At 36.1% G+C, this 15,249-nt stretch carries 19 protein-coding genes; 8 read left to right on the forward strand and 11 right to left on the reverse strand.

Annotated features, from left to right (window positions below; all coding sequences use genetic code 11):
* Window positions 1–14 precede the first annotated feature (14 nt).
* From mazG to ruvX, 4 genes are all read right to left on the reverse strand, one after another.
* Window positions 15–782 (reverse strand): nucleoside triphosphate pyrophosphohydrolase, encoded by a 768-nt coding sequence (gene mazG / locus C1634_RS16225; protein ID WP_103232039.1) that lies wholly within the window; start codon window positions 780–782, stop codon window positions 15–17.
* Between the two features lie 309 nt (window positions 783–1,091).
* Entirely contained in the window at window positions 1,092–1,649 is a 558-nt protein-coding gene (locus C1634_RS16230; protein ID WP_109738752.1) for a DUF5606 family protein, read from the reverse strand.
* 73 nt (window positions 1,650–1,722) lie between these two features.
* Window positions 1,723–2,295: a peptide deformylase gene (gene def, locus C1634_RS16235; RefSeq protein ID WP_103234335.1), complete on the reverse strand. Its 573-nt coding sequence runs from the start codon at window positions 2,293–2,295 to the stop codon at window positions 1,723–1,725.
* Window positions 2,292–2,708, reverse strand: a complete 417-nt coding sequence (ruvX, locus tag C1634_RS16240) for a Holliday junction resolvase RuvX (RefSeq protein ID WP_103234334.1) — start codon at window positions 2,706–2,708, stop codon at window positions 2,292–2,294. The genes def and ruvX overlap by 4 nt, the downstream gene beginning before the upstream one ends.
* A 115-nt stretch (window positions 2,709–2,823) precedes the next feature.
* Between ruvX and C1634_RS16245 the strand changes: the two genes are divergently transcribed.
* Entirely contained in the window at window positions 2,824–3,300 is a 477-nt protein-coding gene (locus C1634_RS16245; RefSeq protein ID WP_103234333.1) for a SixA phosphatase family protein, read from the forward strand.
* A 430-nt stretch (window positions 3,301–3,730) separates the two neighbouring features.
* Here C1634_RS16245 and C1634_RS16250 read toward each other — a convergent pair whose 3' ends face one another.
* On the reverse strand, window positions 3,731–5,275 hold the full coding sequence (locus tag C1634_RS16250) for a serine hydrolase (RefSeq protein WP_103234332.1): 1,545 nt from the start codon (window positions 5,273–5,275) through the stop codon (window positions 3,731–3,733).
* A gap of 98 nt (window positions 5,276–5,373) precedes the next feature.
* Between C1634_RS16250 and C1634_RS16255 the strand changes: the two genes are divergently transcribed.
* From C1634_RS16255 to rsmD, 6 genes are all read left to right on the forward strand, one after another.
* The gene (locus tag C1634_RS16255; protein ID WP_109738753.1) at window positions 5,374–5,841 is read left to right on the forward strand and encodes a hypothetical protein; all 468 of its coding nucleotides are present in this window, start codon (window positions 5,374–5,376) and stop codon (window positions 5,839–5,841) included.
* A gap of 59 nt (window positions 5,842–5,900) precedes the next feature.
* On the forward strand, window positions 5,901–6,350 hold the full coding sequence (locus C1634_RS16260; RefSeq protein WP_103234330.1) for a hypothetical protein: 450 nt from the start codon (window positions 5,901–5,903) through the stop codon (window positions 6,348–6,350).
* A complete protein-coding gene (locus C1634_RS16265) occupies window positions 6,350–6,847 on the forward strand; it encodes a metallophosphoesterase family protein (protein WP_103234329.1) in 498 nt (165 codons plus the stop codon). The genes C1634_RS16260 and C1634_RS16265 overlap by 1 nt, the downstream gene beginning before the upstream one ends.
* Before the next feature lie 103 nt (window positions 6,848–6,950).
* Window positions 6,951–7,445 carry a Smr/MutS family protein gene (locus tag C1634_RS16270; RefSeq protein ID WP_103234328.1) on the forward strand — a complete coding sequence of 165 codons (495 nt, stop codon included), beginning with the start codon at window positions 6,951–6,953 and terminating at the stop codon, window positions 7,443–7,445.
* A gap of 18 nt (window positions 7,446–7,463) precedes the next feature.
* Window positions 7,464–8,180 (forward strand): DUF3822 family protein, encoded by a 717-nt coding sequence (locus C1634_RS16275; RefSeq protein WP_109738754.1) that lies wholly within the window; start codon window positions 7,464–7,466, stop codon window positions 8,178–8,180.
* 79 nt (window positions 8,181–8,259) lie between these two features.
* Window positions 8,260–8,832 (forward strand): 16S rRNA (guanine(966)-N(2))-methyltransferase RsmD, encoded by a 573-nt coding sequence (gene rsmD / locus C1634_RS16280; protein ID WP_103234326.1) that lies wholly within the window; start codon window positions 8,260–8,262, stop codon window positions 8,830–8,832.
* Here rsmD and C1634_RS16285 read toward each other — a convergent pair.
* A complete protein-coding gene (locus tag C1634_RS16285; protein ID WP_109738755.1) occupies window positions 8,829–9,176 on the reverse strand; it encodes a winged helix-turn-helix transcriptional regulator in 348 nt (115 codons plus the stop codon). The genes rsmD and C1634_RS16285 overlap by 4 nt on opposite strands.
* An 82-nt stretch (window positions 9,177–9,258) precedes the next feature.
* Between C1634_RS16285 and C1634_RS16290 the strand changes: the two genes are divergently transcribed.
* Window positions 9,259–9,858 (forward strand): NAD(P)H-dependent oxidoreductase, encoded by a 600-nt coding sequence (locus tag C1634_RS16290; protein WP_103234325.1) that lies wholly within the window; start codon window positions 9,259–9,261, stop codon window positions 9,856–9,858.
* Between the two features lie 69 nt (window positions 9,859–9,927).
* On the opposite strand, the gene murI is transcribed toward C1634_RS16290, so the two are convergent.
* The 5 genes from murI to C1634_RS16315 all read right to left on the reverse strand — a co-directional run bounded on the left by murI (window position 9,928) and on the right by C1634_RS16315 (window position 15,241).
* Window positions 9,928–10,758: a glutamate racemase gene (gene murI, locus C1634_RS16295; RefSeq protein ID WP_103234324.1), complete on the reverse strand. Its 831-nt coding sequence runs from the start codon at window positions 10,756–10,758 to the stop codon at window positions 9,928–9,930.
* Window positions 10,759–10,818: 60 nt separating this feature from the next.
* Entirely contained in the window at window positions 10,819–11,943 is a 1,125-nt protein-coding gene (hemW, locus tag C1634_RS16300) for a radical SAM family heme chaperone HemW (protein ID WP_109738756.1), read from the reverse strand.
* 51 nt (window positions 11,944–11,994) lie between these two features.
* Window positions 11,995–12,945 (reverse strand): PorP/SprF family type IX secretion system membrane protein, encoded by a 951-nt coding sequence (locus C1634_RS16305; RefSeq protein ID WP_103233007.1) that lies wholly within the window; start codon window positions 12,943–12,945, stop codon window positions 11,995–11,997.
* A gap of 51 nt (window positions 12,946–12,996) precedes the next feature.
* Window positions 12,997–14,070 (reverse strand): RluA family pseudouridine synthase, encoded by a 1,074-nt coding sequence (locus C1634_RS16310; RefSeq protein ID WP_185145141.1) that lies wholly within the window; start codon window positions 14,068–14,070, stop codon window positions 12,997–12,999.
* A gap of 73 nt (window positions 14,071–14,143) precedes the next feature.
* Window positions 14,144–15,241, reverse strand: a complete 1,098-nt coding sequence (locus C1634_RS16315) for a PASTA domain-containing protein (protein ID WP_103233006.1) — start codon at window positions 15,239–15,241, stop codon at window positions 14,144–14,146.
* Between the last annotated feature and the right edge of the window lie 8 nt (window positions 15,242–15,249).

The following is a 15,249-nucleotide window of genomic DNA, read 5'->3' on the forward strand; positions in this document are numbered from 1 at the left end:
GTTCCAATCAGGACTTACGAAAGTTTTTTTGCCTTTTCCCAAAGGACATCCATTTCTTCCAAAGACATATCTGCAAGCTTTAAATCCTCTTCCTCAGCAAGTCCTTCCATCTTTTGAAATCTTGAAATAAACTTTAGATTGGTTCTCTCCAAAGCAGAATCCGGATTGATTCCTGAAATTCTTGCATAATTGATCAGCGAGAAAAACACATCACCCAATTCCAGCTCTTTCTTATCAAGATCGGTCTCCGCATGAAACTCCTGAATTTCTTCATCTACTTTTTTCCAGGCATCTTCCGCATCGTGAAATTCAAAGCCTATTCCTTTCACTTTATCCTGAATTCTGTAAGCTTTTACAAGACTCGGCAAACTTTTGGGAACTCCTCCTAAGATCGATTTATTACCTTCTTTTAGTTTTAATTTCTCCCAGTTCTGTTTCACCTCTTCCTCATCTTTCACGACAGTATCTCCGTAGATGTGAGGGTGGCGGAAGATCAGCTTTTCATTAAGAGAATTGATAACATCTGCAATGTCAAAACTTTCTTTTTCTGAACCGATTTTAGCATAAAAAACCAAGTGAAGAAGGACATCACCCAGCTCTTTCTTTATTTCATGTAAATCGTCCTGCAAAATAGCATCTGAAAGCTCATAGGTTTCTTCAAGGGTAAGATGGCGCAGTGACTGCAGGGTCTGTTTCTGGTCCCACGGGCATTTTTCACGCAGATCATCCATAATGTCCAGTAATCTGCTAAAGGCCTCTAGTTTCTCTTGTTTCGTATTCATAAGTAATGGGAAATTCAATCTTATACAAATGTAAGGGATATTTTGGGTCTGTGGTAGAGGTTGAGAGTGAAAGTTGGGAGTTTCAGAGTGTGGGATGCAAGATACGGGATACGGGTTTGATGAGATACGAGGTGCGGGGGTTGATGTTTAAAGATACAGACGAAATTTGAACTTAGCAGAAAATTCCCCAATCCCTGCACCCTAATATTTGCCACCTAATCCCTGCTCCCTTCTACCTAATAGAAAAACAAAAAGCCTTGTCCGGAACTTCCAGACAAGGCTTTATATTTTTAATTCAAATTGAATGAATTATCCTTGTTTTCTGTGTGTACTTTTAGGAGCTGATTTTGCAGCTGAAGTAGCTTTCACTTTCGGAGCAGCTGGTTTGTCTGCTTTAGGAGCAGCTTTCTTAGCTTCTTTTTCAATGCTTACTTCTTCAGCAGGCTCTCCGTCCAACGTTTCAGGCTCTGCTTTTACAAAGCTATCAGGAGTGATATATCCAGCTTTATGAAGGATATTGTACCATTGAGCCAGTTTCTTAATATCAGAAGAATATACTCTTTCTGTATCATAGTTTGGAAGAGATACCAACATAAAGTCTTTCAACTCTGCATCAGAAGATTTGTGAGAGATCGTTTCCTTATAGTCGTTGTTTTTAGCAATATTTTCAAATACTTCAAACAAAGGAACTTCTTTCTCAAATGTAAACATGGCAATATTGTCCAATAAACTTACCTGGCTTGAGTTTCCAATGCTTACTTTTTTCTTGTTGGTAACATCTTCAATGATGAATCCGTTTCTTAATTGAGAAACTAATTTGAAAAGTCCTGGTTTTCCAGAAATTGAAATTATTTTTTCTAACAGCATAATTTTATTTTTTGTAAATTCTGCAATCAGCACTAGCTTTTTGCTTTATATTATTTTTTAATCCTTGTTTAAATTATTTTGGAAATCTCATTTTGTAACCGATGCTTACTTCGCCTTGAGAGATTTTTGTCAGCTTACCTTTTACCAGTTTTTTCTTCAAAGCACTCAGGTGGTCGGTAAACAGAACGCCTTCAATATGGTCATATTCATGTTGAATTACGCGGGCTCTAATATCGGAAAAAGTTTCTGTATGTTTCACAAAATTTTCGTCATAATATTCGATAACGATTGTCCCTTTTCTTTTCACATCTTCTCTTACATCCGGAATAGAAAGACAACCTTCATTGAACTTCCATTCTTCCCCTGATTCTTCAAGAATCTGTGCATTGATGAACACTTTTCTGAAGTCTGCCAACTCATCTTTAATATCTTCATAATCCTCATCATCTGCAAGAGGCGTTACATCTATTACAAACAGACGGAGATCCAAACCGATCTGAGGCGCTGCAAGACCTATGCCATTTGCGCTGTACATCGTTTCGAACATGTTATCTATCAATTCCTGTAATTCGGGATAGTCTTTGTCTATATCTTTTCCCACTTTTCTCAAAACAGGATCCCCAAAAGCTCTTATCGGTAAAATCATCTTAATCTTTGTTCTAAAAAATTCTGCAATATGATCGTTGCACTTACTTTATCTATTAATCCTTTTTCCTGCCTCTTTTTTTTGCTTTTTCCACTTTGGGAAATAAAAAACGAAGCCATTTTGGATGTAAATCTTTCATCAAAACGGTGAACCGCAATATCCGAAAATTCTTTTTTAAATTCTTCTATGAATTTTAAAATATCAGTTTCTACTTCTGAAACGTTTCCTTTCAAATCTATGGGAAGCCCAACTACTACTTCATCTACCTTGTTTTCATTGAAATATTTTTTCAAAAATTCCATTAAAGAACGGTTCTCTACAGTCTCCAGCCCACTGGCTATAATCTGCATATCATCTGTTGCAGCGATGCCACAACGAGCCTTTCCGTAATCTATTGCAAGGATTTGTCCCATAAGTCTGCAAATTTAGTAAAATTTACTGATTTTATTCATAACGCAGTTTTTTTATATAAATCATGTTTTATTCCATTATTTTTTTTATAATTTTAATCTTCCAAAAAACAATTATATGAAGAAACTCATCCTCGTAAGACATGCAAAAAGCGACTGGCCGGAGGAAACAGAGGACTTTGACAGACCTTTAGCAGACAAAGGTTTGGAGGATGCTATGCACATGTCCAGATTCCTGAAAAGCAATAATATTTCCATTGATCATTTTGTGTCCAGCCCCGCGGTACGTGCACTGAATACCTGTAAAATTTTTAATCAAGCCTATCAGCTGAACTGTTCTACTGATGAAAAATTGTATAATCCTTCGGAAAGAAGCTTTGAATCTGTAATTTATGATCTGGATGACAACCTGAATTCGGTTGCTTTCTTCTCTCACAACAATGGAATTTCCAATTTTGCCAATTCCATCTCTGAAGATATTTTCCATTTTCCCACCTGTGGAGTGGCCGGTTTTGAAGTAGACTGTGAATCCTGGTCCGAATTTGATGGCGCCAAAAAGAAACTGCTATTCTTTTATGAGCCTGGGAAAATATAACTTTACTTCCTTATTTTTTTATGTCACAATCATTATCCTTCTTTTCTCGTGTCAGAAACAGAAGAAGACTTATTATGAATCAAAAGATTCTTTGAAAATTAATACAAAGCTTACTTTAATAAACCAGGATCTTAATCTTTTACAGTAAACCATCATTTCTTTTACATGCTTCATATTCCCCTCCTCTGGAGGGGTGGCAAAAAATTTATTTTTTGACGGGGTGGTTAAGTTTCGGCTAAAGCCATTATCCCTGTAAACATGAAAAAAAACGGGCTAAAGCACGTTCCTATTGAATTCTATCAGTTCTAATTTTCAATCATTATTAAAATGAGTGGTATTTGTGAATAAATTAACTGCATTTGTGGTTAACAAACAAAAAAGAACGGACTAAAGCCCGTTCCCATTGAATATTATTCTACGATTTTATCTTTTATTTTCTCTTCAAATCCAGATCATCAAAATCAAAACTGAAATCTGTCACATCAGAAATTGCTTTCAGCTTTGCAGACTCTGCTTTTCCGTTTTCATCATAGCTGAAAATAATGTAAGCATCTGCATCATAGCTTCTGTCATCCCATTTGATAATGAAAGAATTGTTAGAATATGGCAGCAATTCTCCTTTTAATCTAGGAGAGTTTTTACATGAAATTCTATACGTATTTCCCTGTTGTGCAATTTCTACATCCCCAAACCAAACATCATTGTATATTCCTGTAAACTGTTCTGCTTTTGGCTGAAGAGATTTTTCTTTTTTAAATGCTTCAGATTTTGCAAAAGCATCTTTCTTTTGTTTGTCGAATTCAGTCTCCATTTTAGACATTCTGTCACCATATGTTTTCAGCCAGTTTCTGTCTGCTACTCCAAGGTAAGAATCTTTCACGGTATTGGTAATAGTATTGAAAGCCGCCCCAGACTGTTGATTCGTCAATACAACAATTCCCAGTTTCATATCCGGAATTAAAGTAAACTGTGTAACCGTTCCGATCAGTCCTCCCGTATGCTGTACCTGCTTGTGCCCTTTAACATCGCTTAGGAACCATCCTAAACCATATCCATAAAAACTTGTATCATATGGATTCTTCGCCGCTACCCTATCTGGAATCTGCAGGCTCCAAAGCTGTTGAACATTTTTATCTGAAACCAGTTTTTTGCCATCTTTTGTAGTAAAATTATTTAAAAGACATTCTGCCCAGATCGTCATATCTTTAATGTTACTCATAATTCCACCTGCAGCATTGGCTGTTTCGTTCCAGTCGTGGGGAACAGCAATTGCTTTTCCATCTACAGGAGCATGCGCATCAATTTTGTTGACTGTTGCTTTTGCTCTGTTGTAGCTTCCAAAGCTTGAAGTCATTCCTACTGGTTTCATAATTCTCTGTTCAATAAATTCTGCCCAGCTTAATCCTGAAACTCTGTGAATCACTTCTCCGGCAACAATAAACATAACATTGTTATAATCTAATTTTGTTCTGAACGGGTTTTCCGGTTTTAGGTATCGTACATTACGAACAATATCATTAACCGTTAAGTTTCCTCCTTCCGGAAAAAACATAAGATCTCCCTGCCCAAGACCCAATCCGGCTCTGTGTGTGATAAGATCTTTTATCGTTACATTTTGGGAAACATACGGATCATACATTTGAAACTCAGGAATATATTTTGAAACTTTATCATCCCAGTTCAGTTTTCCTTCATCTGCTAAGATTGCTAATGCCGTACATGTAAAACCTTTAGAATTGGAAGCAATCCCCACCAGTGTATTGTCATCCATAGGCTGTTTGGAGGTAAGAGAACGTACTCCAAAACCTTTGGAATAGATCATTTTACCATCTTTTACAATTCCTACGGACATTCCTGGTACATCAAAGGTTTTCAGGGTGTTTTGGATCAGTTCATCCATCTTTTTTTCTTCAACCTGCGCATTGGCTAATCCTACGGTCAAGAGAAAAATGAAAAAAGAAAATTTCTGTTTCATTGTTTATTTTAATTTTCTCAAATTTACTAAATATTAAGCGACGCTCATTTTAGCAGTGCTAAAACTTTACTTATTTTACCGATAAATCAGTTGTATTCATGAAAAAGCCTATTTGTATCTGTATTTTCTCTCTTTTCGCAGTCAGTGGTATCAAAGCCCAGGACAGAACTTCCAATCCTTTGCTTCTACAAACCTGGAATCTCAGTAAAATGGACACTTATATCTATACGTATGAAAAGCAGGATGGCTTTGAAGCAAGAAGAGAAGGGATCAGGTTTCAGAAAAATGGAAAAATCACGGGAAATCTGATTAAATCTACCTTAAGATATGATACTTTGGAGGAGCCTGTTAACAAAAAAAGTGAAAAGCCAGACCGTTACATCGGAAGCTGGAGAAAAGCTTCAGATTCTACTGTGACTTTAGTATTTCCTTCCAATACCAATATGACCGGTACTTTTGTGATTTCAAAGCTTACAGAAAATCAACTGAAATTAAAAAAGGTTTTTAGTGAAGCTATAGAAAAGAAACTGGACTCTATCAGGAAAACAAAAAATATTACTGACTAAGATCCCGACTCAGTTTATGAAAGCTTGTTTATATTTGCAGTCTTAAAAAAATAGTAAAAATGGCAGTAAACAGATTATTGGCTTTCTTCTTATTGATGATAAGTTGTAATTTATATTTTTCTCAGGACGTCACCATCAAAGATGATAAAGTTTTGCTGGATGGAAAACAGATCCTGAAAGCTGAAAAGATCAATGTAGCCCAATATTCATTTTTTTCCATGAAAGATGACGAGGAAGTTCTTCTTTACCGATATATGGACAATGAAACGCCAAGATATGTAAGTGATGATTATTTTATTCTGAACTTTCTAACCGAAAAAACAAAAGTAGAATCTACTGATATAGCCAAAATTGCCAATTTTATGAATTCCAAAAAAGGAATGGAAAAGCTGATAAAATGGTTATTGAAAGAAAGAGTGATCAATCATGATGGAGAAATTAATCCTGACCGTGTAGCGGTATTCAAAGATAAGTACCACGAAAATATTACTGAAAGAACCCTTAGATAATGACAAAAATCCTTCTCCTTTCCGATTCCCACTCTTATATTGATGACCGGATCTTAGAATATGCTTCTCAGGCTGATGAAGTCTGGCACTGTGGAGATTTCGGAAGTCTAGAGGTGATTGAACAACTGGAAAAGATAAAACCTCTAAGAGGAGTTTATGGAAACATAGATAACGCTCAAATCCAGGCTGAATTTCCGGAAGTGAACCGTTTTTTTTGTGAAAATCTGGAAGTGTTGATGATTCATATCGGAGGTTATCCCGGAAAATACACTCCACTCACCAAGAAAGAAATAGCCGAGAAAGCTCCGAAATTATTTATTTCAGGGCATTCACACATTTTGAAAGCGATGTATGATCAGAAGAACAGCCTGCTGCACCTTAACCCCGGAGCTTGTGGAAAACAGGGATGGCATAAGGTAAGAACAATGATGCGCTTTGTGGTGGACGGTGAAGAGATCAAAGATCTTGAAATTATAGAACTTGGACCGAGAGTGTGATGAGTGAGAGCGTACGAGGGTTTGAGGATAAAGGAGTTTGTTTTCAATACATTTTACTTTTTACCTTTGCACAATAATAGATTCAGACAAGTCATAAAAAATTATGAAGATTGGCGATAAGGTTTCGGTGGTAGATGAAAATCTAAGCGGAGTTGTAACTTCCGTGAAGGGAAATATTGTAGTTTTTAAAGACGAATATGGCTTCACCCACCAGTATGCAAAAGAAAAATTAGTGCCGAAAGATGCTGATCTTTATGAAAATATCAGAGTGGTGAAAAAACCTGAGCCCAAAAAGGTTATTTCTAAAAAACATCAGAAAAATCATTTGGTTTTAGACCTGCATTTTCATAATTTGGTAAAGAATCCAAATGACTATGACAGCTTTGAAAGATTGTTTATTCAAAAGGAAAAACTGATTGAAGTAATTCAGTTTTGCAGGAAAAATAACCTGAAAAGACTGGAAATTATTCATGGCATAGGTGACGGGACTTTGCAGAGGATGGTTCGCGATGTATTGGAAAGCCAGGTCAATATTGATTTTTATAATAAGGAAATACTTCACCATCAATCGGGTGCGGTAATGGTAGAATTTCACTAAATTTGCAGGAATTGAAATATGAACGTACTTAATTTACTTTTTACCAAAGACGGATTGATCTACCAGATTGCTAAAAACAAAAACATTCTGGAGGAAAAGTCTTATTTCGTTACTGAAGAGACACCAGCCAATCTTATTGAGCAAAAGCTGGACGAAGTTCTTATTAAGCAGCGCTATGACGAAATCCATATCATTTCGGCATTTAATCATTTTACGTTGATGCCGGAAGGTTTTTCCGAGCATGATGCAGGATTTGATCTGATTGCCTTCAATGCTCCTACTGACAGAGAGAAAGAAGAACTGATGCTTTCTATCAACAAAAAATTCAACATTCAGTTTTATTATACTTTCCCGAAAAACTATTATAAGAAAATAAAGGAGTTGGCAATACCTGTCCATTTCAATTTCTCCGGAGAAAAGTTTCTAAGTTCGATCAATAATAAAACCAATAAGGAAATCCACATTAACCTTTATCATAACCAATGTGAGTTTTTTGCCATTGACAATAAAAAGATCATTCTTTATAATAATCTGGATGTGAACTCAGAAGTAGATTTTCTTTACTTCATCATGTTTACATTAAGCAAAATAGGCTTCGGGATCAATGAAACCAGCTTTTATGCTTATGGAGAAACTACGGAAAATGAAACATTTATTTCCGAACTTCAGAAATTTGTTAAGAACCTTAAAATCGTTTTTGACAATATTCCAAACAAGAATTTTATACTTAATTAGGTTGCAGACAGCAGGTAACAATGATTAGAACATAATCACCTGCCACCTATGATCTATTACCTAAAACCTAAACAACAATATGTTCAGAATAATATCAGGAAAATGGAAAGCTAAAAAAATTGCAGCTCCTAAAAACTTTGACGTTAGGCCTACAACTGATTTTGCTAAAGAAGCTTTATTCAGTATCCTGGAAAATAAATATGACATGCAGTCTATTGCTGTCCTTGATCTTTTTGCAGGAATTGGCTCTATTACCTTCGAATTCGGTTCCAGAGGCTGCCAGAGTGTAACTTCCGTAGAAATGAATCCGAAACACACCTCTTTTATCAATTCTACCGCTTCTGAACTTGGTATGTCACTTCAGATCAACGTACAAAGAGATGATGTGTTTGACTGGCTTAAAAAATTCAGAAATAAAAAATCATTTGAGATTGTCTTCTCCGATGCTCCTTTTGAAATGGAAGAGAAAAAGTACTATGAACTGATTTCTCTTGTTTTAAACAATAAATATTTAAAAGAAAACGGAGTTCTTATTGTAGAGCATCAAAGCCGTATGAAAATGGAACATCCCAATTTAGTAGATACCCGAAAATACGGAAACGTGAGTTTCAGTTTTTTTGAACCTAATAAAGAAAATAATCAGGAACTTTAATTCCTGATTATTTTTTTTGAGATAGCAGGAGCTTCTATCCCCCATTTCGTAATCGCTTCCAAAACAGGAAGTAGTGTTTTTCCAAAATCTGTCAATTCATATTCAACAACCAAAGGAGGTTTTTCTGTAAAAACTTTCCTGTCTACAATTCCATCTTCTTCTAATTGTTTTAGTTGTAAGCTTAACGTTCTTTCCGTAATGGTAGGAATAGACTTCCTTATTTCATTGTATCTTTTTGCCCCATCAATTAAGTGGTGTAAAATTACCGCTTTCCACTTACCGCCTATGAACCTCATGGTGACACTGGTACAGCAAGGGTAGGATTTATTATCTACTGTATACATTTATACTATCATTTTTTACCGTTATTGCAAAGTTAGTAAACTTAAATTACTTTTGTAACTATAAAAATGATAGTATAAAATTATGAATTTTTTAGACAAAATGAAAAACAGGTATACTGTAAAAAAGTATAACCCACAGGGAAAAGTCAGTGAGGAACAAATTACAGCTTTAAAAGAGATTTTAAACCTCAGTCCTTCATCTATTAACAGCCAGCCATGGAATTTTATTTTTGTGAATGATCCGGAACTAAAGAAGCAGCTGGCAGACAAATCTTATTTTAATAAAGAAAAAATTCTGGACAGCAGTCATTTAATTGTTTTCCAGGCCCTTAAAAATCCGGAAGATTTTGAAAAACAGATTGAAGGAGTACTTCCTGAAGGATCTGTGGCCTATTACAATAATTTTGTAAAGCCAAAAGGAGAAACCGAAATAAAATCCTGGCTAAAACATCAGGTATACTTATCGTTGGGTGTCTTACTTTCTGCCTGTGCTGATATGGAAATAGATTCTACTCCAATGGAAGGAATTCAACCTGAAGAATATGATGCTATTCTGAATAATGAAAAATATGAAACTCTTTTTGCTGTAACTATTGGTGAAAGAGATGAAGCAGATTCCAATCAGCCGAAGTTCAATCCAAAGACAAGATTGAAAGCTGAAAAGGTAATTTTGGAAGCATAATTATTAATCTGCGAGAAACTATAGTTAAAAACAATAAAAAAGCTGTTTCATCTGAAACAGCTTTTTTATTTATAATACTTTTAATTCTAAATCGATTGTTTTTCCGAAGAACTTCTTGGAGATCTTTTCAAAGTTTTTGGTAAGATCTGAAAGGTAGAAATGATAATTCGGTTTGGGATTATTATCATTTAAAAGATGATATTTATCCAGGATAATATTCAGATGATTGGCTACAATATTCGGGGAATCAATCACACGGACTCTATTTCCGTAATACTGTTTGATCTCATCAATCAAAAGAGGATAATGGGTACATCCCAGAATGAGCGTTTCAATATTTTTTAATTTGCTATTACTTAAATAATTATAAATAATAGCATGGGTAATCGGATGGTTTTTAAATCCTTCTTCAATAGCAGGAACAAGCAATGGTGTTGCCAGTTCATCCACTTTGATCCATTTATTATGCTTTCGGATACTCTTTTTATACAGTCCGGAATTCACCGTAGCTTTGGTCGCAATAACCCCTACATTATTGTGGATTTCGTAAGATACCTTTTCAGCAACAGGATTGATAACGTCTATCACTGGAACTTTTCCTGCAACGGATTGCATTACTTCATTCAAAGCATTAGCAGTCGCCGTATTACAGGCAATTACAATCGCTTTACAGTTCTGCGCCAGCAGAAAATTGGTAATTTTTGTAGAATATTCAATAATAGCTTCCTTGGATTTTTCTCCGTAAGGAAGGTGTTTTGTATCTCCAAAATAGATCAGGTCTTCGTTAGGAAGAAGCCTTTTGATTTCTTTGGCAACGGTAAGACCTCCCACCCCACTATCGAAAATACCGATAGGCTGGCTTGGTGAAAGATGTGAATAATCTTGTTTTTTAGTTTTCAAATGACCCGAAATTTTATACAAAAATAGTGAATTTTATGGCATATTGTACACCTGTAAGCATTATACAATAAACAAATCAGAAGCAATTCCGTCAGCCATAAACCAATGCTTTTCAGGAATTTTTAAATGGTCATTTTCAATGATTAAAATACCTTCTTCTATTTTAGATTTGATTTCTCTCTGAAAGTGCTCCAGCATCCTCTCTGAAAACTTGTCTTTTAAACTGATAAGATCGACTCCCCAAATGGTACGCAGACCAATCATAATCATTTCGTTGAACTGATCTTCCTGGGAAAGAAGTTCTTCTTCTTTGGCCAGCAGTTTATCATTAAGCTTTTTGATATATTGTTGGTTATTGGCTACATTCCAGCTTCTGACATCAAACCCGTTATAAGAGTGTGCCGAAGGTCCTATCCCCAAATATTCCTGATATTTCCAATAAGAAGAATTGTGACGGGAATAAAATCCGGGTTTTGCAAAATTTGACACTTCATAATGTTCAAAACCATTATCTTTTAAAAAGTCTGATAAGTAGTAAAACTCTCTGTTTTGCTCTTCTTCTTTGGGACTTTTTACTTTTCCTTTTGAAATCCAGTTTTCCAAAGCTGTTTTGGGTTCTACCGTCAAAGCATATGAAGAAATATGCGGAACTTCCAGCGCTATTGTTTTATGTAAATTTTCTTTCCAGATCTCCAGGTTGGAAGTAGGAGAACCGTAGATCAGATCAATACTCAGATTTTCAAATCCAAAGTCCTGAGCACGTTTGATAGAACTCTCCGCCTCTGATGCATTGTGAGCTCTATTCATTAATTTCAAATCCTCTTCAAAAAAACTTTGAGTACCAATAGACAGTCTGTTCACAGGAGTTCCGGCTAATTGTTTTAAAAAACTTTTATCCAGATCATCGGGATTGGCTTCCAGCGTGATTTCTATATCTTTTTCAAAACTGAAATGTCGTAAAACTTCATCTATTAAAGAACTGATCTCATCCACTGAAAGAATAGACGGAGTTCCCCCTCCAAAATATAAGGATTTCAGGTTTCTGTTCTGTAACTCATCTTTTCTCAGTAATATTTCAGTTTTCATCGCACGAAGCATCTCATCCTTGAAATTCAGGGATGTTGAAAAATGAAAATTACAATAACTGCATTTTTGTTTACAGAACGGAATGTGAATATATATCATAAAAAAAGCTCTGAAATTTTTCAGAGCTCAAATTTATTTAAATTAAATTGATTAGTATCTAAATCCTCTAACATTAATAAAGTTGTCAAAGTTATAACCCAGACCAATCATGAAGCTGTTTCCACCATAGCTCTGGATATCAGATAATCCAAGGTTATAAGTAGCTCCGATCATGAATTTGTTGAATCTTACTTTTACAATGGGAGAGATACTCAGGTTCTGATTATCAAATCTGTTCTGAACCGTTCTGTAGCTTACCCCGAAAGAGAATGCGTTGATCTCGTTAGAGAACGTCGCCATAAGGTTCCAGTCGATCATTCTCGTTGAGTTTGTATTAAGGTTGATCAATGCTGATGGTGCTAGTGTAATGTTATCAGCAATGTTCCAGTTATATCCTAAGTTTAAGAAGAATTTAATTGGAGAAGGCTCGTAGTTGTTTACGATAGAAGCATCATTACTCAATGCAATATCATTTACGGAAACACCCCCGAATAGACCTCTATAGGTAGCAGCCAAACCAAAGTTGGCATACACCATAAAGATATTACTTTCTTCACCTCTCAATAATGGGTCACCTCCTTCTTCAGTATTGATTTTTGAATAATCAAAATTCATGTTATAGAAGTTAACACTTGTACCGAAAGAGAACTGGTCTTTTCTGTCTCCCTCGCTGCTCAGCGGAATAAAATATGAAGCACCAGCCGTGATACCACCAGCAGAAATAGGCCCGTTACTGTCTCTAAACACGGAAATACCAGCACCTACTCTATCAAAGATATTCGCATTAATCCCAATAGACTGAACATTCGGAGAATTACTAAATTTTGAAAATTGTTGTTGATAATTGGCGTTGAGCTGTACGTAATCTGTTTTTCCGTATTGAGCTGGGTTGAACAGGAACTCACCATCCAGAAGATATTGCTGATAGTATGGTAGTGATTCTTGTGCTTTGTATGCATTTGACAAAAGAGCTAAACATACGATAGCATATAGTTTTCTCATAACAAATCTTGATTTCAATTCAACAAATATAAAAAAATTCTCAATATATTTTTAGTTTTCCAAATAATTTCTCCATTTTTTTACAGCATCCGCCATATCTTTGGGCATTGGGCTCTCAAAATATAATTCCTTTTTAGTCGTTGGGTGTATAAATCCGAGGGTATGGGCATGAAGGGCATGTCTTGGCAAAATCTCAAAAACATTTTTAATAAATTGCTTGTATTTGGGAAGATTGACTCCTCTCAAAGGGGTATGCCCCTCATATCTTTCATCATTAAACAAAGTATGGCCTACATGTCTGAAATGCGCCCTGATCTGATGGGTTCTTCCCGTCTCAAGTTTACATTCCACCCAAGTCATGTATTTGAACCTTTCAAGGACCTTATAGTGGGTCACTGCGTGTTTTCCATGGCTGCCATCTTCATAGACAGACATCTGCATCCTGTTTTTAGGATGTCTTCCGATATGTCCCTTGATAGTGCCTTCCTCATCCTGAAGATTGCCCCAGACAAAAGCCCAATACAATCTTTTCGTAGTCCTGTTAAAGAATTGTTTCGCCAGAAAGCTCAATGCATACTCATTCTTGGCAATTACCAGCAGTCCTGAGGTATCCTTATCAATTCTGTGAACAAGTCCTACTCTGTCCAGATCAGACTTCTGACCATTCTTTTCAAAGTGATATGCCAGCGCATTCACCAGCGTTCCGTCCCAGTTTCCGAATCCCGGGTGTACCACCATTCCAGGCTCCTTATCCACTACAACAAGGTCGTCATCTTCATAGATGATATTCACTGGGATATCCTGCGGAGTAATGACATTCTCCCTTGGAGGGTGGGTAAGCAATACTGAGATCTGATCTCCTGGCTTCACGCGGTAATTCTGTTTTACCGGAGCTCCGTTTACAATAACATTTCCGGCTCTGCAGGTTTGTGAAATTTTATTCCTTGAAGAATTCTGTCTGTGTATTAAAAGGAACTTATCAATTCTTAATGGCTCCTGTTTGTTGTCAACAGTGATATTAAGATGTTCATACAATCCTTTATTTTCCTCGTCAATATCGATGTTTTCAATACTGTTGGAATCTAATAATTCTTCATCTAAAAAATCTTCGTTATCTTCTGACATTCTTTTATATTTTTTACAGAAAAGGCCTCAACATTTTATAGTTGAAGCCTGTATTTTTGATATTAATCTGATCTTATTCTACGACTACCTTCTTAGCTTTCGGCTTTTGAGCAGGTTGTTGTGTAGTTGTGGAAGCAGCTGGTTTGGCTGTACTTCCTGTGGTATGATTACCGTTTCCCACAGCCGTTTTAGGTTTTTCCGTTGCGGAAACAACAGGTTTAGAAGTTGTCGTCTGAGTCTTAGGAGTCTCAGTTTTCGGAACCTCCGGTTTTGGAATTTCTTTTTTAGGTGCCGGAGCAGGTACTATGGGAGCTTCATAGCTTGGTTCGTTATGAACTTCTTCATATCGTACCGGAGGCAGTGATGTATCTACTTTCATACGATAGATAGAATTCAGCTGCTCTACTTTTGCTCTTAGCTCTGCCGGAGTTTTCTTACTTGCCCAAAGGTCAATCTGCATTCCCTGGTCACGAACATCTCCTGAACCAGGATCCTGATAATAAATAATATCAGATTCGTCTTTGCTACCATCTTCATGTTCTACCAATCCAACTTCAAACATACTTTTTGCAATAACTACTCTTGCTTCTTTTACAGAAAGTCCTACCACATTAGGAATAGAAATATTTCTCATAGGACCAGAACCTACCACTACATCGATTACAGAGAATCTTGGTAAACGTGCACCTGGATTTACAGCATTTCCTTTATATAAAATACGTAAAAGTGCATCTTTCTGGATACTTGGTTCATAAATGGTATCTCCAATCTTAAGACCTACCTGATCTAATCTCTGGAATGCCAGCCCTGAATATTTATTGATAACATCTGGAACAGCAATCTGAGCCCAAGTTCTAGGATTCACTCTAAGACGTACCGTTCTTCCATCCTTTACACGGGAACCCGGTGCAGGATAGATCTGAAGAACCTGGAATGGTCTGTATTTAGGATCATACTTAGCACTATCTACGTCATACTCCAATCCTGTATCGTCCAATATTTTAACAGCATCATGAATAGATTTATTAACAACATTGGGAACAGGTATTTCCTGACCGTGATTTGTATGGTATTCCAACCAGCGAAATGTGAGCCATATCAACCCTACAAAAATGCCGATGGCTATTACTAAATTCAGTAAAACTTTCCAATTGAAAAGTGATTTAAGCATACTTAAAA

It is taken from the genome of Chryseobacterium viscerum, assembly GCF_002899945.2.
Lineage (GTDB): Bacteria > Bacteroidota > Bacteroidia > Flavobacteriales > Weeksellaceae > Chryseobacterium > Chryseobacterium viscerum.